The 19784-nt window shown below is 67.3% G+C and carries 20 protein-coding genes; 9 read left to right on the top strand and 11 right to left on the bottom strand.

The genetic code is table 11. The annotated features are described in order from the left end of the window. Positions 1-15 precede the first annotated feature (15 nt). Positions 16-867 (top strand): 3-oxoadipate:acetyl-CoA acetyltransferase, encoded by an 852-nt coding sequence (locus AC04PT_RS16975; protein ID WP_482874923.1) that lies wholly within the window; start codon positions 16-18, stop codon positions 865-867. Positions 868-1052: 185 nt separating this feature from the next. Here the strand turns inward: AC04PT_RS16975 and AC04PT_RS16980 are convergent, their stop codons facing one another. The 7 genes from AC04PT_RS16980 to AC04PT_RS17010 form a co-directional block, all read right to left on the bottom strand. After that, complete coding sequence (locus tag AC04PT_RS16980; protein WP_482874924.1) at positions 1053-1445, bottom strand: Na+/H+ antiporter subunit G; 393 nt, start codon at positions 1443-1445, stop codon at positions 1053-1055. After that, the gene (locus AC04PT_RS16985) at positions 1442-1726 is read right to left on the bottom strand and encodes a K+/H+ antiporter subunit F (RefSeq protein ID WP_482874925.1); all 285 of its coding nucleotides are present in this window, start codon (positions 1724-1726) and stop codon (positions 1442-1444) included. The genes AC04PT_RS16980 and AC04PT_RS16985 overlap by 4 nt, the downstream gene beginning before the upstream one ends. Next, complete coding sequence (locus tag AC04PT_RS16990) at positions 1723-2226, bottom strand: Na+/H+ antiporter subunit E (RefSeq protein ID WP_482874926.1); 504 nt, start codon at positions 2224-2226, stop codon at positions 1723-1725. The genes AC04PT_RS16985 and AC04PT_RS16990 overlap by 4 nt, the downstream gene beginning before the upstream one ends. Before the next feature lies 1 nt (position 2227). Beyond that, positions 2228-3772, bottom strand: a complete 1545-nt coding sequence (locus AC04PT_RS16995; RefSeq protein WP_482874927.1) for a monovalent cation/H+ antiporter subunit D — start codon at positions 3770-3772, stop codon at positions 2228-2230. Next, entirely contained in the window at positions 3769-4101 is a 333-nt protein-coding gene (locus tag AC04PT_RS17000; RefSeq protein ID WP_482874928.1) for a Na+/H+ antiporter subunit C, read from the bottom strand. The genes AC04PT_RS16995 and AC04PT_RS17000 overlap by 4 nt, the downstream gene beginning before the upstream one ends. 1 nt (position 4102) lies before the next feature. Beyond that, positions 4103-6985, bottom strand: a complete 2883-nt coding sequence (locus tag AC04PT_RS17005) for a monovalent cation/H+ antiporter subunit A (protein ID WP_482874929.1) — start codon at positions 6983-6985, stop codon at positions 4103-4105. A gap of 125 nt (positions 6986-7110) precedes the next feature. Continuing rightward, complete coding sequence (locus AC04PT_RS17010; protein ID WP_482874930.1) at positions 7111-7626, bottom strand: winged helix DNA-binding protein; 516 nt, start codon at positions 7624-7626, stop codon at positions 7111-7113. Between the two features lie 92 nt (positions 7627-7718). Here AC04PT_RS17010 and AC04PT_RS17015 point away from each other — a divergent pair, with 92 nt between their 5' ends. The 8 genes from AC04PT_RS17015 to AC04PT_RS17050 all read left to right on the top strand — a co-directional run bounded on the left by AC04PT_RS17015 (position 7719) and on the right by AC04PT_RS17050 (position 15914). Beyond that, positions 7719-8684: a TRAP transporter substrate-binding protein gene (locus AC04PT_RS17015; protein WP_482874931.1), complete on the top strand. Its 966-nt coding sequence runs from the start codon at positions 7719-7721 to the stop codon at positions 8682-8684. Positions 8685-8739: 55 nt separating this feature from the next. Continuing rightward, the gene (locus AC04PT_RS17020) at positions 8740-9288 is read left to right on the top strand and encodes a TRAP transporter small permease (RefSeq protein WP_482874932.1); all 549 of its coding nucleotides are present in this window, start codon (positions 8740-8742) and stop codon (positions 9286-9288) included. A 4-nt stretch (positions 9289-9292) separates the two neighbouring features. Beyond that, on the top strand, positions 9293-10588 hold the full coding sequence (locus tag AC04PT_RS17025; protein WP_482874933.1) for a TRAP transporter large permease: 1296 nt from the start codon (positions 9293-9295) through the stop codon (positions 10586-10588). Next, a complete protein-coding gene (locus AC04PT_RS17030; RefSeq protein ID WP_482874934.1) occupies positions 10585-11313 on the top strand; it encodes a 5-oxoprolinase subunit B family protein in 729 nt (242 codons plus the stop codon). The genes AC04PT_RS17025 and AC04PT_RS17030 overlap by 4 nt, the downstream gene beginning before the upstream one ends. Beyond that, positions 11310-12356 (top strand): 5-oxoprolinase subunit C family protein, encoded by a 1047-nt coding sequence (locus tag AC04PT_RS17035; protein ID WP_482874935.1) that lies wholly within the window; start codon positions 11310-11312, stop codon positions 12354-12356. The genes AC04PT_RS17030 and AC04PT_RS17035 overlap by 4 nt, the downstream gene beginning before the upstream one ends. Positions 12357-12546: 190 nt before the next feature. Next, the gene (locus tag AC04PT_RS17040; RefSeq protein ID WP_482874936.1) at positions 12547-13347 is read left to right on the top strand and encodes an alpha/beta fold hydrolase; all 801 of its coding nucleotides are present in this window, start codon (positions 12547-12549) and stop codon (positions 13345-13347) included. Then, entirely contained in the window at positions 13344-14693 is a 1350-nt protein-coding gene (locus AC04PT_RS17045; RefSeq protein WP_482874937.1) for a sensor histidine kinase, read from the top strand. The genes AC04PT_RS17040 and AC04PT_RS17045 overlap by 4 nt, the downstream gene beginning before the upstream one ends. A gap of 27 nt (positions 14694-14720) precedes the next feature. Continuing rightward, on the top strand, positions 14721-15914 hold the full coding sequence (locus AC04PT_RS17050; protein WP_482874938.1) for an NAD(P)/FAD-dependent oxidoreductase: 1194 nt from the start codon (positions 14721-14723) through the stop codon (positions 15912-15914). A gap of 54 nt (positions 15915-15968) precedes the next feature. Here AC04PT_RS17050 and nagA read toward each other — a convergent pair whose 3' ends face one another. From nagA to AC04PT_RS17070, 4 genes are read right to left on the bottom strand one after another with little or no spacing between them, the layout of a single operon-like run. Beyond that, a complete protein-coding gene (gene nagA / locus AC04PT_RS17055) occupies positions 15969-17099 on the bottom strand; it encodes an N-acetylglucosamine-6-phosphate deacetylase (protein WP_482874939.1) in 1131 nt (376 codons plus the stop codon). Beyond that, positions 17096-18124: an SIS domain-containing protein gene (locus AC04PT_RS17060; protein ID WP_482874940.1), complete on the bottom strand. Its 1029-nt coding sequence runs from the start codon at positions 18122-18124 to the stop codon at positions 17096-17098. Before AC04PT_RS17060 ends, nagA begins: the two co-directional genes overlap by 4 nt. Positions 18125-18126: 2 nt before the next feature. Further along, positions 18127-18885: a GntR family transcriptional regulator gene (locus AC04PT_RS17065; protein WP_482874941.1), complete on the bottom strand. Its 759-nt coding sequence runs from the start codon at positions 18883-18885 to the stop codon at positions 18127-18129. Next, positions 18882-19763, bottom strand: a complete 882-nt coding sequence (locus tag AC04PT_RS17070) for a glucosamine kinase nucleotide-binding domain-containing protein (RefSeq protein ID WP_482874942.1) — start codon at positions 19761-19763, stop codon at positions 18882-18884. Before AC04PT_RS17070 ends, AC04PT_RS17065 begins: the two co-directional genes overlap by 4 nt. Between the last annotated feature and the right edge of the window lie 21 nt (positions 19764-19784).

A 19784-nucleotide genomic window follows, 5' to 3' on the forward strand; every position in this document is an offset into this window, starting at 1 on the left:
CATCAAGAGGACCTCATGACTGCAACGAACCCCGCGATCATCTGCGTCGCCATCACCGGATCCCTGCCGACCAAGTCCGACAACCCCGCCGTGCCGATCACTGTCTCCGAACAGGTCGAAAGCACCCACGCCGCCTTTGAGGCCGGCGCCACCATCTGCCACGCACACGTTCGGGGTGACGATGGCGCGCCCAGCTCGGACCCCGAGCGTTTCGCGCGGCTGAAAGAGGGCATCAAGGCACATTGCCCCGGCATGATCCTGCAATTCTCCACCGGCGGGCGCTCGGGTGCCGGGCGCGCCCGCGGCGGCATGCTGTCCCTGCGGCCGGACATGGCCTCGCTTTCGGTCGGGTCGAACAATTTTCCCACCCGCGTCTACGAGAACCCGCCGGATTTGGTGGCCTGGCTCGCCGGCGAAATGCTGAAATACAACATCAAGCCCGAGATCGAGGCCTTCGACCTCAGCCACATCTTTCAGGCCCGCGCCATGGCCGACCGCGGCGAACTGGCGGCACCGCTCTACATCCAGTTCGTCATGGGGGTGAAGAACGCCATGCCCGTGGACCGAGAGGTCTTTGATTTCTACATCCGCACCGTCCGCCGGCTGTTCGGCGACGTGCCCTGGTGTGCCGCGGGCATCGGTCGCCATCAGGCTGAAGTCAACGCCTGGGCAGCCGGGGCGGGCGGGCATCTGCGCACCGGGCTGGAAGACAATATCCGGCTGGACAAGCACAGCCTCGCCCCGTCGAACGCGGCCCTCGTGGAGCGCGCCGCAGCGATATGCGCCGAGGCCGGCCGCCCGGTCGCAACCGTCAGACAGGCCCGCGCGATCCTGGGTCTGCAGTGCGAGGACGCAGCTTCTGCTTGAACACCACAAGGTCCGCCCGAGCTGGCGGTGGTCGACTCCGAACGCTGAAAAACGCGGGTTGTCTCGATTTCTCCACTAGATAACCCGTTGGTTCCTAAGAGAAGTGGCGCCTCAGGGTAGCGGGCACCCCTTCACACAGCCCCAACGCGGAATCGGGGTTATGTTGTCCCAAGGCCGCCCCGCGCCTAGGGCGATTTCGGGGCTTCCGCCTCATCCGAGGGATCATCGGGCGCGGCCAGCGTCGCCCAAGTGGTGTCTTTCGGCGGCTCCGGCGGGGTCTCGCAGGACCGGCGGTGGATGATCACCTTGGCGATGAAATTGGCCGAGATCGGCGCCGTGACGAACAGGAAGGCCATGATCAGCGCCTCATGCAGAGAGACCTCGCCCAGCACCCACGAATGGATCATCGAGGCCAGCAGCAGCGCCCCCACCCCGACCGTGCCAACCTTGGTCGGCGCGTGCATCCGCGTCATCGAGTCGTTGAACTTGAGCAGCCCGATCGAGCCGACCAGCGAAAACACCGCTCCGACAAGCAGCCAGAAGGCGACGGCGAGCATGGCAAGCGTTTCCAAGGTCATTCGATGATGTCCCCCCTCAGCACGAAGCGCGCCAGCGCCACCGTCGACACGAAGCCCAGCATGGCGATGATCATCGCCACCTCGAAATAGACCTGCGTGCCCTGCGCGACACCGACCAGCACGATCAGCCCGATGCTGTTGATCACCATGGTGTCCAGCGCGAGAATCCGGTCGCCCCGGTCCGGGCCGATCAGCAACCGTATCATCGCCATGATCTGCGCCAGTCCCACCGCGACGAAGGCCACGATGACCGAGATATCCATGAGGTCTGCAGGGGTCATTGCGCGAATATCTCCTTCAGACGGCGCTCATAGCGCTGTTTGATCTGGTCGCGCACCGCGTCGGGGTCAGGGGCGTCCAGCGCATGTACCAGAAGGCTGTGGCCCTCGTCCGACAGGTCCGCGGACACCGTTCCCGGGGTCAGCGTGATGGTCCCCGCCAGGATCGAGATCGCCTCGGGCTGGCGCAGGTCCAGCGGCACGATCACCCAGGCCGGGCGCAGCGAGGCGTTGGACCGGGTCAGCACGATCCACGCCACCTGGATGTTGGCGACAAGGATGTCCCACAGCACGATGATCGTATAGAACACCATCCGCCACGCCTTGATGTTGTCGGGCCGCTCAGGCCACCACATTGCCGTGGCGCGCGGGATGATGATGCCGAGGATCAGCCCGAAGATCACCATCCCGGCAGACACGTCGTTCTGCAACAGCACCCAGATGCCGGTCAGCAACAGCGTCAGGATCGGATGCGGGAACAGCCAGTTGTAGGCACGGATCATCTCAATGGTCCCCTTCCGTCGGTTTGCTCAGCTTGCCCGGCGTCTCGAGCACGGTCTCCTTGTAGGCATCCGGCGCGAAAAGCTGCTGCGCCGTGCCGATCATGTAGGCGTGGATCGGCCCGGCAAGGACCGTATGCGCCACCAACAGCGCGATCAGCCCCCCGGTCGCGACATAGGACAGCACCGCCGGAGGCGGCGGTGTGACGGCCTCATCGGCGCGGGTCACCGCCTCGGACTTCCAGAATATCACGCTGCCGGCGCGCGAAAAGCCGACGATGCTGACGAGGCTGGCGCTCAGCACGATGGCCCATGTCCAGACCACCAGCGGCGAGCCGAAGGCAGCATCGAGGATGAGCAGCTTGCCGACGAACCCCGACAGCGGCGGCAGGCCGACCATGGCGATCGCTCCGGTAAAGAACAGCCCAGCGGTCAACGCCGCGCCCGACACCTGCGGCATCGCCGCCAGATGCAGGCTGTCGCGGCCCGAGCGCACCAGATCGACCACAAGGAACAGTGCGCCTGCGGCCAGCGTCGAATGCACGATGTAATACAGCGCCGCCGCGATGCTGGCGGGCGTGAAGAGCGAGATCGTGACCAGCACCATGCCCATCGACCCGATGACCGCGAAGGCCACCAGCCGGTCGAGCCGTTTGGCCGCCAGCACGCCCACCATGCCTATGGCCAGCGACAGCAGCGCGGCGGGCAGCAGCCACACCTGGTAGAGCCCCGCCGTCACCTCCAGATCCGGCGGAAAGATCATCGTGTAGACCCGGATGATCGCGTAGGCGCCGACCTTGGTCATGATGGCGAACAGCGCCGCCACCGGCGCCGGTGCCTCGGCATAGGACGACGGCAGCCAGAAGTGCAGCGGCACCAGCGCCGCCTTGACCGCGAACACCAGCAGCAGCAGCACCGAAGCGACGCGGATGCCCGCCGTGCCCTCGGGTCCGATCAGCGCCACCCGCTCGGCCAGATCGGCCATGTTGAGCGTGCCTGTCTCGGCGTAGATCGAGCCCAGCGCAAACAGGAACAGCGTCGATCCAAGCAGGTTGTAGAGCACGTATTGCACCCCGGCCCGCAGCCGCGCATTGCCGCCGGCATGGATCATCAGTCCATAGGACGCGATCAGCAGCACCTCGAAAAAGACGAACAGGTTGAACACGTCGCCGGTCAGGAAGGCGCCCATGATGCCCATTAGTTGAAACTGGAAAAGCGCGTGGAAGTGCCGCCCGCGCGTGTCCCAGCCTGAACCGATGGAATAGAGCAGCACAAAGAACGCCAGCACCGCCGTCAGCAGCACCATCAGGGTCGACAGCCGGTCGCCCACCAGCACGATGCCGAAGGGCGCGGCCCAGTCGCTCAGCTGGTACAGCGCCACCGTCCCGTCCGAGGCCTGCCACGCCAGCCCCATCGCTACCGCGATCAGCGCCACCACGCCGGCCAGCGACACCGTGCGCTGGATCACGATGTGATGCCGCGCGGCCAGCACGATGAAGGGCGCCAGCATCGCCGGCAGCACCACCGGCAGGATAATCCAGTGCATCATGCCGCGTCCTCCGGCACGTCGTCGACATGGTCGTCGTCCGACCCGAGGAAGGCCCCCAGCGCGATCATCACCACCACCGCCGTCATCCCGAAGGAAATCACGATGGCGGTCAGCACCAGCGCCTGCGGCAGCGGATCGGTATAGGCCGCGGCGTCGCCCAGGATCGGCGGCGCCCCCACCGTCAGCCGGCCCGAGGCAAACAGGAACACGTTGACCGCATAGGTCAGCAGCGACACGCCCATGATGACCGGAAAGGTCCTCAGACGCAGCACGAGGTAGAGGCCGGCGGCGGTCAGCACACCAATGGCCGAGGCGACAAGCACTTCCATATCAATGCCCTCCGCCGCGGAACGGGACGTCTTCGGGGTCTATCCTGTTTTCGCGGGACGGGTCGATATCCATGGGATGCTCGCTCTCCTTCATGTTGGCGCGCCGGGCCAGCCGCGCGAAGCTTTCCAGCGACAGCATCACCGCGCCGACCACGGCGAGGAACACGCCCAGATCGAACAGCGCGGCGGTGGCCAGTTCGAACTTCTCGAACGGCGGAATGCGGACATAAGTGAAATCCGAGGTCAGGAACGGCTTGCCGAAGAACCACGACCCGATGCCGGTCAGCCCGGCCACCAGAACGCCGGCGCCGATGATTCCGTGATAGGGATAGCGCAGCCGCGCCGAGGCCCAGGCGAAACCACTCGCCATGTACTGCATGACCACCGCGATCGACACGATCAGCCCGGCGATGAAGCCGCCGCCGGGCTCGTTGTGGCCCCGCAGGAAGATGTAGAACCCGACCAGCAGCGCCACCGGCATCATCACCCGCGTCAGCACCACCATCATCATCGGATGCTTGTCACCGGCCCGCGGCTGGTCCGGCAGCCAGTGCAGCAGCCGCGCGCGCACCGGTCCGGCCAGCAACGTCTCGGTCAGCGCATAGATCAGCAGCGCCGCGATCCCCAGCACGATGATCTCGCCGAAGGTGTCAAAGCCGCGGAAGTCCACGAGGATCACGTTGACGACGTTGGTGCCGCCGCCGCCCTTGTAGGAATTGGCGAGGTGGAACTCGGAAATCGGCGTCGTCACCGCGTCGCGCAGCAGGTAGTGCATCGACAGGAAGGTCACCACCACGCCGCCCGCCACGGCGATCACCGCATCGCGGGTCCGTCGCAGCACCGTGCTTTCCACCGGCGTCGCGTTGGGCAGGAAGTTCAGCGCCAGCAGCAGCAGGATGATCGTCACCACCTCGACCGTGATCTGCGTCATGGCAAGGTCCGGGGCGCTGAAGAACACGAACCCGACCGAGACCATCAGCCCGACGATGCCGATCAGGATCAGCGCCAGAAGCCGGTTGCGGTGGAAGAACACCAAACCCGTGGTCGCCGCCACCAGCATCAGCCAGCCCGCCACCGCGATCCAGTTGGCGGGCTGGATGGCCCGCGTCGAGCCGCTGACGGTTCCGGTCATCCAGGCGTGGACACCCGCCGCCACCACCGCCGCCGACAGGATGGCCGCGTAGCGGGTGAAGGCGCCGTCATGCAGCGGCTGGATCACCCCGCGCGCCAGACGCACGGCGGCACCGATCACCCGGTCGAAGATATCCTTGGCCTCGGGGCGGGGCGTCGCGTCCCATGCCCGGAGCGCCGGCTTGTAGACGGCCACCATCAGCAAACCACCGACGACCGCCACGATCGACATGTAAAGCGCCGGCACCAGCCCGTGCCAGATCTTGATATGGGCGTCGGGCATCTCGGCCGTTCCGCGCAACACCGCCTCGGTCACCAGCCGCACGTAGGGTTCCGCCAAAAAGGGCGCCACCCCGATCACCACCACCAGCACCACGAGGAACGCGGGCGGCAGCCACATGCCCGCGCCCGGATCATGCGGCTTCGAGGGGTAATCGTCGCGCACCGGCCCGAGGAAGACATGCCCGATCAGCCGGAAGCAGTAGGCAGCCGAGAACAGCGAGCCCACCAGCGCCAGCGCAGGCAACAGCCACCAGATACCGAACAGCTTGGTATGCAAAGCCTCCTCGAGCATCATCTCCTTCGACAGGAAGCCGTTCAGCAGCGGAATCCCCGCCATCGACAGCGCCGCCAGGGTGGCGATCACGAAGGTCACCGGCATCAGCTTGCGCAAGCCGCCCAGGCGGCGGATGTCGCGGGTATGCGCCTCGTGGTCGATGATGCCAGCCGACATGAAGAGCGCCGCCTTGAAGGTGGCGTGGTTCAGGATGTGGAACACCGCCGCCATCGCGCCGAAGGCGGTGCCGGTGCCCAGCAGCATGGTGATCAGCCCCAGATGCGACACCGTCGAAAACGCCAACAGGGCCTTCAGGTCGTGCTTGAACAGCGCGATCACCGCGCCGATCACCATGGTCACTGCCCCCGCCGTGGTGACAATCGCGAACCATTCGTCCGTGCCCGACAGGGCCGGCCACATTCGCGCCATCAGGAAGATCCCCGCCTTCACCATTGTCGCCGAGTGCAGGTAGGCCGAAACCGGCGTCGGCGCGGCCATGGCGTGCGGCAGCCAGAAATGGAACGGGAACTGCGCCGACTTGGTAAAACAGCCCATCAGGATCAGGATCAGCGCGGGGACATAGAGCGGCGAGGCCTGTACCATCTCGCGGTTGTCGAGGATGACGCTCAGGTCATAGCTGCCCACGGTCTGGCCCAGCATCAGCATCCCGGCGATCATCGCCAGCCCGCCCATGCCGGTCACGGTCAGCGCCATTCGTGCGCCCTGCCGGCCTTCGGGCAGGTGTTTCCAGTACCCGATCAACAGGAAGGACGACAGCGAGGTCAACTCCCAGAACACCAGCAGCAGCAGGATGTTGTCGCTCAGGACGATGCCCACCATCGCGCCCTGAAAAAGCAGCAGATAGGTGAAGAACTCGCCCATGTTGTCGTCGCGCGACAGGTAATAGCGCGCATAGGTGATGATCAGCAGGCCGATGCCGAGGATCAGGCTGGCAAAGAAGAACCCCAGCCCGTCCAGCATCAACGAGAAGTTCAGCCCAAGGTGCGGCAGCCACTCGACCCGCTCCAGCACCACGTCGCCCCGGATCACTGCCGGCAGGTTGGTCATCAGCCCGACGAAGGCGGCAAGCGAGACCAGCAGCGTGACGCTGGCGCAGGCCTTGCGCCCGGCCGAATTCATCAGTCCGGGCAGAAGCGCCCCAAGAAACGGCAGAAGAACGATGAGGAAGAGGGTCACGCGAACTCCTGACCTTGTGGGCATTCGTGCCAAATTGCGTCAAATCCGGCCGTTGCTCAACGGTTCTATGAATTTGCGCCCGGATGGCAAGGCCCGGATCGTCCCACCGGTCGGAAACCGATGCGTCAGAGCGACGCCGCCGCGCGGCTGGCCTGATCGTATTGCCCCGACAGCGCCCGCAACCGGCTGGCGAACTCGCGCAACTCGGCGCCTTCGACTTCGGGCAGCCCGTCAAGCAGGCATTGCTGGCGCACCTTGCGATAGGCTTCGCACAGGTCGCGCCCGGCCTCAGACGTGGTGTAGAACACTTCCTTGCCGCGCTTCTCCGAAATCAGCAGCCCGGCCTTCATCAACTTGCGCAGCGCATAGTTGACCGTGTGCGTGTCCTCGATGTTGAGCAGGAAGCAGATGTCCGACAGACGCTTGTCGCGGCCCCGGTGGTTGACGTTGTGCAGGATCAGGATCTCCAGCGGCCCCAGATCGTGCTGCCCCGCCGCCGTCATGCAGCGCGTCATCCAGCGCGAAAAGGCGTTGAACACGATGATCAGCCCGAACTCCAGCTCCGACAGTTCCCACCCCGGCCCCTCGGCCAGATGGCGCGACGACACGATGCGACGGTTGGCAGGGGTTTGCTCGGACATGGCGGGTCTCCCTTTCGCCCCACTCTCACAATTCGTTGACAATTTGTCAACGTTCTGCAAGTGTCGCCCCACAAATCAGGGAGCCATATCCAATGAAACTCACACGATTCGCCGGAATTGCCGCCGCTGCCGTCCTTGCCACGCATGTTCAGGCCGAAACCTGGGACATGCCGACGCCCTACCCCGACGCCACCTTCCACACCGCCAACATCCACCAATTCGCCAAGGATGTGTCCGAGGCCACCGATGGCGCCCTGGAGATCAAGGTCCATTCCGCAGGCTCGCTCTTCAAGCACCCCGAGATCAGCAAGGCCGTGCGCTCGGGCCAGGTCCCGGCGGGCGAATTCTTCCTGTCGCTTCTGGCCAACGACAACCCGGTGTTCGGCGCCGACAGCCTGCCCTTCCTCGCCACCAGCTACGAAGACGCCGAAAAGCTCTGGGCCGCGCAGAAGGACGTGATCTCGGGCCTGCTGGACGAACAGGGCATGATGGTGCTCTACGCCGTGCCGTGGCCGCCGCAGGGGCTCTACACCACCAAGGAGATCACCTCCGTCGATGACCTCGCGGGCCTCAAGTTCCGCACCTACAACGCCACGCTGGAAGAATTCGCCAACCTCGCCGGCGCCGCGCCGACACAGGTCGAGGTACCGGACATTCCGCAGGCCTTCTCGACCGGCCGGGTCGAGGCGATGATCACCTCGCCCTCTACAGGCGCAAATTCCAAGGCTTGGGATTTCCTGACCCATTACACCGATATCCAGGCCTGGCTGCCCAAGAACATCGTGGTGGTCAACAAGCGCGCCTTCCGCCGCCTTGACGAGGACACCCAGACCGCCATCACCGAAGCCGCCGCCGCCGCCGAACAGCGCGGATGGGACATGAGCATGGCCGAGACCGAGGAAAAGGTCGCGGTGCTCAAGGAAAACGGCATCACCGTGGTCGAACCCTCCGAGGAACTGATGAACGGCCTGCGCGAGATCGGCGCCGAGATGGTCGAAAACTGGAAGGCCGAGGCCGGCGCGGACGGCGAAGCCCTGATGAACGCCTACAAGCAATAAACCCCTGCCGGGTGCGCCTTCGCGCGCCCGGCGTCCTCAACGAGGGGCCAGCGACATGCGCCGCACACTCGACCTGATCTACCGCGCCGCTGGTGGCGTCGCGGCCCTCTTCATCCTTGCCATCGTGGTGCTGGTTGCCGCGCAGGTCTGCCTGAACCTCGCCGACAAGATCGCCGCCGCCGTCACCGGGCGCGGCATCGGGCTGACCATTCCCTCCTACGCCGATTTCACCGGCTTCTTCCTCGCCGCCTCGACCTTCCTCGCGCTGGCCTATGCGCTCAGGGTCGGCGGCCATATCCGCGTCACCCTGCTGATCACCCGCCTGCCCGACCGTGCGCACCGCGTGGTCGAAATCATCGTCGTCGCCATCGCCCTCGCGATGAGCGCCTACGCGACATATTACATCGCCCTGCTGGTCATCGAGAGCCATGAGTTCGGCGACCGCTCTTCCGGCATGGTCTCTCTGCCGCTGTGGATTCCGCAGCTTCCCGTGGCCCTCGGCCTCGCCATCCTCACCCTTGCTCTTGCCGACGAACTGGCGGGCCTGCTACGCGGCCGCCCGGCCTCGTGGGACGGCAAGGGCGAAAACCTGCTGAGCGAGTAAGCCCATGTCCGTCGCCGTCCTGTCGATCATCCTGCTGGTGCTGCTGTTCGCCTTCCTCGGCGCCGGGCTCTGGGTGGCCTTCGCGCTCTTGGGCGTCGGCATCGCCGCCATGGCGCTGTTTACCGACGCGCCTTTGGGCCTCGTCATGGCCACCACCATGTGGGGGCATTCGAACTCATGGGCGCTGGCCGCGCTGCCGCTGTTCATCTGGATGGGCGAAATCCTGTTCCGCTCGCGCCTGTCCGAAGACATGTTCACCGGCCTCGCGCCGTGGATGAACCGCCTGCCCGGCCAGCTTCTGCACGTCAACGTCTTCGCCTGCGGAATCTTCGCCGCGGTCTCCGGCTCTTCCGCCGCTACCGCCGCAACCATCGGCAAGCTGTCGATCCCCGAACTGTCGCGCCGCGGCTACCCCGAGCGTCTGGTGATCGGCACGCTGGCCGGATCGGCCACCCTCGGCCTCTTGATCCCGCCGTCGATCATCCTGATCGTCTATGGCGTTGCCACCGAACAAAGCATCGCCCGCTTGTTCGTCGCCGGTGTCCTCCCCGGCATCCTGCTGGTCACGCTCTTTGTCGGCTATGTTGTCGGCTGGGCGCTGCTCAACCGCGCCAGCCTGCCGACCGAGGACATCTCGGCCACATTCCGCGAAAAGCTGAAGCGCTCCCGCCGCCTTGTCCCGGTGGTGCTGCTGATCCTCGGCGTCATCGGCTCGATCTACGCCGGTATCGCCTCGCCCACCGACGCCGCCGCCGTGGGCGTCGTGCTGGCGCTGGTGCTGTCGTGGTCGTCCGGCAGCCTCACCCGCAAGAGCTTCGTCGACGGGCTGATGGGGGCCACCGTGACGTCCTGCATGATCGCCTTCATCCTCGCCGGAGCGTCCTTCCTGACCGTTGCCATGGGCTTCACCGGCATCCCCCGCATTCTGGCCGAATGGATCGGCTCGCTGGGCCTGTCGACCTTCACCCTCTTGGCGGCGCTGACAGTGTTCTTCGTCATCATGGGTTGCTTCCTCGACGGGATTTCTGTCGTGGTGCTCACCGCGTCGGTCATCATGCCGATGGTGCTGCAAGCCGGGATCGACCCGCTTTGGTTCGGCATCTTCCTCGTCATCGTCGTCGAGATGAGTCAGATCACGCCGCCCGTCGGCTTCAACCTCTTCGTGCTGCAATCGCTCACCGGGCGCGACATCCTCACTGTGGCACGCGCTGCGCTGCCGTTCTTCGTGCTGATGATCGTCGCGCTTGTCATCATCGTCATCTTCCCGCAGATCGTCACCTACCTTCCGGAGCAGATGTGACCGACTATCCCCTCCTGCGCACCGCCGGTGTCTCCGGCATGCTGGTCAGTTTCGCCGCCGCCCTCAGCGAGCCCGCCAATCGCGCCGCGCTGGCCTTTCGCGCGGCGGTGGACAGCCAAGGCTGGGACGGCGTCGAAGAGACCTCCTCCTCGCTCATTTCCACCTTTGTCCGCTTCGACCCGCTGCACCTGCCGCACGACACCCTGCGCGATCGCCTGACCGACCTGCTGGAAAGTCAGGACTGGTACCAAGCCCCCCTGCCCCGGGGCCGCAAGCTCTGGCGCATCCCGGCGGTCTTCGGGACCGACCTTGCGCCGCAACTGGATCAGGCGGCCGAGGCCGCGGGGCTGACGCGGGACGAGGCGATCGCATCGCTCACCACCTCCCGTGTCCGCGTCCAGACCATCGGCTTCGCACCCGGCCAGCCCTATCTCGGCGAACTGCCCGAGCACTGGAACATCCCCCGCCAGTCCGAGCTGACCACCCGCATCCCGCAGGGCGCGCTGGCCGTCGCCATCCGGCAGCTTGTGCTGTTCTCTGTGCCCACGCCCACCGGCTGGCAGCACGTCGCCCAGACCGCGATCCGCCTGTTCCGGCCCGACAGCGACACCCCCTACCTGCTGCGCCCCGGCGACGAGGTGCAGTTCACGCAGGTCGACCCCGAGACCCTGTCCAACATGAAAGACGATCCCGACGGCGGCGCCACCAGCGAGGTGCTGGCATGAGCGCGCATCTCAAGATCCTCCGGGCCGGACCGGGCCTCACCGTGCAGGACATGGGCCGCAGCGGCCACATTGCCCAGGGCCTGTCGCGTGGCGGCGCCGCCGACCGCACCGCGCTGCACGAAGGCGCCGCCCTGCTCGGCCAGCCTGCCACCCTTGCCGTGATCGAGATGATCGGCATGGGCGGCGAGTTTCAGGCCAGCCACGATCTCCGCATCGCCCTGACCGGTGCGCCGATGACGGCCACGCTCGATGGTGCGAAACTCGCCTGGAACGCAAGCCACCTTCTGCCCGCCGGGGCGCGGCTTGCCATCGGACCGGCGCTCAAGGGCACCTGCGGCTATCTCCATGTCGGCGGCGGGCTGGACACGCCCGAGGTCCTCGGCGCTCGCTCCGCGCACCTCGCCGCCGGCATCGGCCAGCCGCTTGAGGCCGGCGCCAGCCTGCCAGTCGGCGACGACACCGGCACCCGCACAGGACTGACCTTCACCCCCGACAATCGCTTCGACGGCGGGGCGGTGCGCCTTGTCGGCAGCGCCCAGACGCGCCTGTTTTCCGACGACGCCATTGCCCTCCTGCAATCCACGACGTTCCGCAAGGACAGCCGCGCCAACCGTATGGGCGCGCGGCTCGATCATGACAGCGCGGGTTTCGCGCTCGACGGCGGCCGCACCGTGGTGTCCGAAATCATCACCCCCGGCGACATCCAGATCACCGGCGACGGCACCCCCTTCGTGCTGCTCTGCGAGGCCCAGACCACCGGCGGCTATCCCCGCATCGCCTCGGTCCTGCCCTGCGACCTGCCGCGTGTCACCCAATCGCCCGCCGGCGCGCCGCTCACCTTCCGCCTGATCGACCTGGACGAGGCGATCCAAGCCGAACGGCTTGAGGCCAAACGCATCGCCGACCTCTCCCGCCACCTGCGCCCGCTGGTGCGCGATCCGCAGGATATCCGCGACCTGCTGTCCTATCAGCTGGTCAGCGGGGTGACTGCCGGAGACGACGCGCCCGGCACGTCGCAATCGCCGTCCCGGTCCCGGACCTGATCCGGGACCTCCACGCCTGCACTCGGACCGCCTTGACGAACGCGATTTGGGCCTGATTCAGGCCCGCATCGGCCGCCTCGGGGGATGAATCCGGGCTTTCCCCCGTTGCAACGTCACTGCCATCTTGTCAGCACGCCTCTGGTGTCGTTTTCTGCAATCTGCGAATGGACCCCTTCCAAGAGGCACGCCCATGATCGAGCAGCGCAATAATGTCGTTATTTCCGGCAGTTCCGACGGCCGACCCCTGGTCTTCGTGCATGGTTTCGGCTGCGATCAGACGATGTGGAAACAGGTGAGCACGGCCTTCGAAAACACCCATCGCATCGTTGGCTACGACCTGACAGGCATGGGAAAATCCGACCTTTCGGCCTATGATCCGAAGCGCTACGACAAGCTTCAGGCCCATGCCGACGACCTCGTGGCCATAATCGACGATCTCGGCCTCGCCGATGCCGTCCTGATCGGACATTCCGTCGGCGCGACCATCGCGCTTCTGGCCGCCAACCAGCGCCCCGAGGCGGTCACCCAGCTTGTTCTCGTCTCGCCCTCGCCCTGTTTTCTCGATGTCGGCAGCTATCACGGCGGTTTTCCGCCCAGCGATCTCGAAGAGCTTGTGGCCTTCCTCGACGAAAACCACCTCGGCTGGTCGCAGCAGTTGGCGCCCACCATCGCCGGTCAACCGGCGGGCGAACCTGCGACCGAGGATCTGACCCGGGGCTTCTGCCGCACCGATCCCGAAATCGCCAGCCACTTCGGCCGCGTCACCTTCTTCTCGGACCACCGTGCCGATTTCGAACGCGCGGCCCGGCCCTCGCTGATCCTGCACTGCGACGACGATGCGCTGGTGCCGATGGAAGTGGCCGAATGGATGCGCATGCGGGTGCCGGGGGCGCGGCTGTCGGTGCTGCGGGCCACCGGTCATTGCCCGCACATGACGGTGCCGCATCAGGTCATATCGGAGATCCGTCCTTGCCTCGGGCTGGCCCGGTGAAACGCAGCGACGCCACCGAACAGGAGATCCTCGCCGAACTGATCGAGGACGCGCCCTGCGGCATCGTGGTGACCGACCCCGACGGCCACGTGCTCTACGTCAACGACACTCTGCAGCGCTGGCTTGGGGCCTCGCTCAATCCGCGAGGTGGCAAGATCTCGGACCTGCTGACCCTGCCGGGCCGGCTGTTCTACGAAACCCACCTCGCGCCGATGATGCGGCTTCAGGGTTTCGTGCGCGAGATCTCGTGCTCGCTGAAGGACGAAGAGGGCAAGCCCTTCCCGGTGATGCTCAGCGGCGTGGCCCGCACCGACGACTCCGGCGCCCTGCTGCGGCTGGATTACACCATCTTCGATGCCCGGGAACGCCGGCTCTACGAGGACGAACTGCGCGACGCCCGCCGCAAGGCCGACGAACTGGCCGCCATCGTCCGGTCGTCTCCCAACGCGATCCTGCGGGTCGATCCGCAAGGCCGCATCGTGACCTGGAACAAGGGCAGCGAACCGCTGTTCAACACCGACCCGGGAAATGTGAAAGGGCGCCCGGTGCAAGAGGTCATCGCCCTTTCCGACCGGCCCGGATGGTTCGACAAGGCAGTCGCAGACTGCGCCGACGACGCCGAGGTGACTTTCACCGCCGCGCTCGGCCCGGACCGCAGTTACGAGGTCACCCTTGCCCCGATCGACGAACACCGACGCTTCGACGAAGGCCACAGCTGGTCGGTGATCATGCGCGACATCTCGGCCAAGACCCGGGCCGAGACGCTGCTGCAACTGACCATGGACGAGATGCGGCACCGGGTGAAGAACACCCTCGCCGTAGTCGCCGGCATCGCCCGACAGACCCTGACGGATGGGGCCCGTGACCGCTTCCTGTCGCGGCTGCACGCCCTGAGCCGCGCGCATGACACGCTGACGCCCACCGGGCTCAACCACACCGATCTGCGCGAACTGCTGACCGCCTCGGCGGAAGAGGCCGGGGGACAGGACCGTTTCCGCATCACCGGCCGGGGCGCCGTGCACTTGACCCCGCAACAGGCAACCTCGCTGTCGATGGCCCTGCACGAACTGACCACCAATGCGCTGAAATACGGCGCGCTCTCGGGACCGGGCGGCCATGTCGAGATCGACTACGCGCGCGAGGCCGACGGCCCTGTGCGGCTGGTCTGGCAGGAACACGGAGGCCCCCCGGTCGAACCGCCGCAAAGCACCGGCTTCGGCACCAAGATGATCGAGGTCGTGGTCCGCTTTGAGCTTTCCGCGGAGGTCGAGATGACCTACGATCCGAAAGGGGTGCGCTGCGAAATCGCCTTCACCCCGACCGAAGCCCCGGAGACGCCCGCGTGACCCGACGCGACCCGGCGGGCGCCTGACATGACCGAGGTTGCAATCATCGGTGCCGGCGTCGTCGGCCTCTGCACCGCGCTGCGGCTGGCCGGCGAAGGCCATGCCGTCACGCTCTTCGACCCCGAGCCGCCCGGCTCCGGCGCGTCTTACGGCAATGCCGGTCAGGTGGCCGATTACGCGGTGGTGCCGGTCGGCACGCCGGGCGTGCTGCGCAACCTGCCATCGCTGCTCCTGGACCGCGACAGCCCCTTCGCGCTGCGCTACGGCGCCCTTCCGTCGCTCGCGCCCTGGCTCGCCCGCTTCGCCTGGGAGTGCCTGCCGCGACGGGCCGCCGCCAATGCCCAAGCCCTCGCCGATCTGCTGCACGACGCGGCGCCGCTCTGGCTGGAATTGGGCCGCGCGGCCGGCTTCTCCGACCTGCTCCGCCGCGACGGGGTGCTTTACCTCTACGAAACCGCCACCGCCTTCGATGCAGCCCGCGCCGACCGCGCCCTGCGCCGCAAGCTCGGGGTGAACATCGACGCCCTCGACGCCTCGGAAGTGGCCCAGATGGAACCCGCCCTGCCGCTGATCGAGGGCGGCGCGCACTTCTTCCCCGACGCGGTCCACCTGCGGGATCCCGGCGTGGTTATGTCCCGTCTGGCCGACGCGGTGCAGGCGGCAGGCGTCACCTTCGTGACCGAAAGGGTGGCACGCCTCGACCGCCGCGACGGCCGGGTCACCCTGACCACCGCACAGGGAACCCACCGGCCCGAGGCCGTGGTGATCGCCGCCGGCGCCCATTCCCGCGCGCTCGCCGCACAGGCCGGCGACCGGGTGCCGCTGGATACCGAGCGCGGCTATCACATCGAATACGACATGCCCGAGCCGGTGTTCCGCCGTCCGGTCGCGTCCGGCACCAAAAGCTTCTACGCCATCCCCATGGCCGGGCGCTTGCGCTTTACCGGCACCGTCGAGATGGCCGACCTGCGCCGTCCCCCCGACCCGCGCCGCTGGGACCTGCTCGAACGCAACGCCGCGCACTTCCTGCCCGGCCTCGGCGCACCCGCGCGCAAATGGATGGGCTTTCGCCCGTCGGTCCCCAGCAGCGTCCCGGTGATCCGCGCGTCGCGCGGCGGCGGCAACGTGATCCTGGCGTTCGGCCACGGCCATCTCGGGGTGACGCTGGCGCCCCGGACGGCGCGGATGGTGGCCGATCTGCTGGCGTCGCGCGGGGGGTAGGCGGGGAGGTCCCGGATCAGGTCCGGGACAGCGGTGTGACCGGCCGCGCCGTCGTCAGCCGATCCGCCCGGCATAGCGCCAGCCGCCCTCCTGCCGCGTCAGACGGATCGCCCGCACCGGCTGGCCTGCCTGCAACCTTCCGCACCCCTGCGCCTCGCGCAGCAGCGCCGCCGGGCCCGAGGTCGCCATCGCCAGCGCCTGCGCCAGCCCGACACCCACCGTCCCGGCCATCACCGTGACCGCCTGCGGCATGTCCAGATCGGCCCCGGCCAGCGTCCCGTCGGCCAGCGTCAGCCGACCGTCCCGGCGCAGGATGCGGCGGCCGTTCAGGGTGAATTCGGTGATCTCGGACCCCACCGTCGACATCGCGTCGGTGACAAGGACAATTCCCCCCGGCCCCCGCTTCGCCGCCAGCGCCGCCCGGATCGAGGCCGCGTGAACGTGGATGTCATCCGCGATCAGCCCGGCCGAAACGGCACCCGCATCCAGCGCCGCGCCCACCAGCCCCGGTTCGCGGTTGCCCATTTGGCTCATCGCGTTGAACAGGTGCGTCACCATGCGGGCCCCGGCGTCGATGCACTCCCGCGCGACCGCATAGGAGCAGTCGGAATGGCCCAGCGACACGATCACCCCGGCCTGCGCCAGCCGGGCGATCCGCTCCGGCGTAACGCTTTCCGGCGCCACCGTGGCCAGCAGGTTGGGCAGCCGGTCCGCCGCTTCGATCAGGAACGCCTCGTCCGCGTCCTCCATCGGCCGGATCAGCGCCGGGTCATGCGCGCCCTTGCGGGCCAGCGACAGGTGCGGCCCCTCAAGATGCACGCCCAGAACCCCCGGTACGCCCTCGGCAATCGCCGCTTCCACCGCATTCACCGCCGCCCGCGTCCGCGCGTCGGTATCGGTGATCAACGTCGGCAACAGCGCCAGCGTGCCGGTGCCGGCGTGGGCCTCGGCAATCCGCCGCACGCCGTCCACCGTGGTTTCGTCGTTGAACATCACCCCGCCGCCGCCGTTGACCTGAAGGTCGACGAAGCCCGGCGCGATCACGCCTTCCACATCGATACGCGCATAACCTTCGGGCACCGCATCCGCGATGCCTTCACACAGCCCGTCCCGCACCAGCAGCACCCGGCCCTCGTGCAGCACCTCGCCGTCAAAGACGTCGCCGATATAGCCTGTGCCGCTCATACCGTTTCCGTGACCTTGCGCAGATGGCGCGGCGCGTCGGGGTTGATTCCGCGCGCCCGGGCCGCTTGTTCCACCATGGCATAGAACGACGCGATCAGCGCGATCGGGTCGGTCAGCGGATGGCCGGTGCGCACCACCGGCAGGCGTGTCGCCGCCTGCGCCTTGTCCGAGGTCACGAATACCGTCGCGCCCTTGGCCGCCACCTGATCGGCCACCTCCACCAGCGAGCTTTCTGCCGCATCCGCCGCCGCCATGGCGATTACTGGAAAGCCCTGCCCCACGATCGACACTGGCCCGTGCAGCACCTCGGCCGAGGAATAGCTCTCGCCATGCACCTGGCAGGTCTCCTTGAACTTCAGCGCCGCCTCGTTCGAGATCGCGAACGCCGGTCCGCGCCCGAGGCAATAGAGCGAATCCTTGCCCGTCACCGCCTCGCACAACGGTCCCCAGTCCGCCTCCACCGCGCGTCCCAGCGCCTCCGGCAGGGCCCTGATCGCCGCCAGCAATTCCGCATCCTGCGCCAGTTCCGCCAGCAGCCACGCCCCGCACACCGCCGAGGTGACGAAGGTCTTGGTTGCCGCCACGCTCAGTTCCTCGCCGGCGTGCAGTTCCAGCGTATGGGCGCTGACCTTCGCCAGGTCGCTGGCCGGATTGTTGGTCAGCGCCACGCTCAGCGCACCCTGCTTGCCCGCCATGTCCACCATGCGCACGATGTCCGGGCTCTTGCCCGATTGCGAAATCGCCAGACAGGCCGCGCGCTCCAGCTTCAGCGTCCGGCCATAGACCGAGGCCACCGAGGGCCCGACCGAGGCCACCGGCAACCCTGTCAGCAGTTCCGAGACGTACTTGGCATAGGTTGCCGCATGGTCCGACGACCCACGCGCCACCGACACCAGGAACAGCGGATCGAGCTCGCGGATCGCCGAGGCGGCAGCGCCGACGGCCTTGTCCCCGCGGCTCAGAAGGTTGTCGACGGCACCGGGGATCTCCCGGATCTCGCGAAACATGTGTGTGGCAGCGTTCATGGTCATTCCTTTGCAAGCCGCAGTTCGGCGACGAAGTTGTAGGCATCGCCGCGATAGAGCGACTGGGTGAATTCGGCGGTGCGCCCGCCCTCCAGGTAAGATGTCCGTTCGATCCGCAGCCCCGCCTGCCCGGGATCGACCTCCAGCAGCTCCGCGTCGCGCCCCTTGAGGTTCACCGCCGAGATCTTCTGGATCGCCCGCACCGGACGCGTGCCGTTGCGCTCCAGCACCTCGTAGAGCGAGGTCTCGACCTCCAGCGGGTTCGGCAGGATGTCAGTCGGCATCGAGGCGCGCTCGATCGCCATCGGCTTGCCGTCGGCCAGCCTCAGCCGCACGATCCGCGACACCGAATCCTCCGGCGTCAGCCCCAGTGCCATGGTTTCGTCCGGCGACGGCATGAACAGCCCGCGCTCCAGCCAGCGCACCGAGGAGGTCTTGCCGCGCCGCGCCATGTCTTCCGAAAACGAGGTCAGCCGCGACAGCTTCTGCTCGACCCGCGCCGGCGAGGTCGACACGAAAGAGCCCGACCCCTGCTTCTGCACGATCATGCCCTCGCCCACGAGATCCTCGAAGGCCTTGCGCACGGTCACGCGCGAAAAATCGGTGAGGCTGGCGATCTCGCGCTCCGGCGGCAGCGGGCTTCCGGGGGCGAGGATGCCCTCGGCCACCGCCTCGGCCAGCCGGTTGCGCAACTGCACATAGCGCGGCCCGGCATTGGGCCGGAACCAATCCTCGGGGGCAAGAAACTCCTGGATGTTCACGCCTGCACCTCCCGCTCGTATGCCGCCTTCGCCAGTGCCACCGCCCCATCAAGCGCCGTGCCCTGCGGCGCGATGATCCGCCCGCGGGCGGCGTCGGAAAGATAGGCCGCATAACAGGGCCCCAGCCCGCCGCTCAGGCAGAGCACGTCCTCGCCGCCGAAATCCATCGCCCTCAGCGCGTCCGTCAGATAGGCCGCGCCGCGCCGCATCAGCAGCAGCCCGGTCGCATGGCCGGCCTGTGCCGCCTCCACGATGCGCGGCGCGAACACCGCGTAATCCGCAGGCCGCGCGTCCGAGGCAAAGCGCACCAGCGCCGCCGGCCCTCCGGCCTCGGCCAGCACCGCCGTGCTCAGCGGGCAGCCTTCCGCCAGCCCGTCGTGGACCAGCAGCGCATGTTCCATCAACGCGCGCCCCAGCCAGGCGCCCGAGGCCTGATCGCCCAGCCTGAACCCCCAGCCGCCGATGCGCAGCACCGTGCCGCCGCGCTGTGCCGCCAGCGTCGATCCGGTGCCGATGGCCGCCAGAACCCCGTCTCGCGGGCCAAGCGCCCCCGCGACCGAGGTCGCCCGGTCGTCAGTCACCGTCACGCGTCCAAGCGGCAGTCCCTCGGCCACGGCCCCGGCAATCGCGTCGTCCAGAACACCGGCCAACCCGACATGCGCGACACCGCATTCAACGGCGTCCGCAGGCAGGTCGGCGGCAGCGCCGGCCAGCGCTGCCCGCACGTTCCCGACCGTCTGCATAAGATCGGTGGTGGCGTTGGCAGGCCCTGCCGCGCCCTGCCCCAGCACCCGCCCGGACAAGTCCGCAATGGCTGCACGGCAGCCGGTTCCGCCACCGTCCACGCCGATCAGGTATCTGGGAGTCATCTGGGTCATGCAATACCAGTACCATACCTA

The organism is Litorisediminivivens sp. KMU-197, from assembly GCF_056858395.1.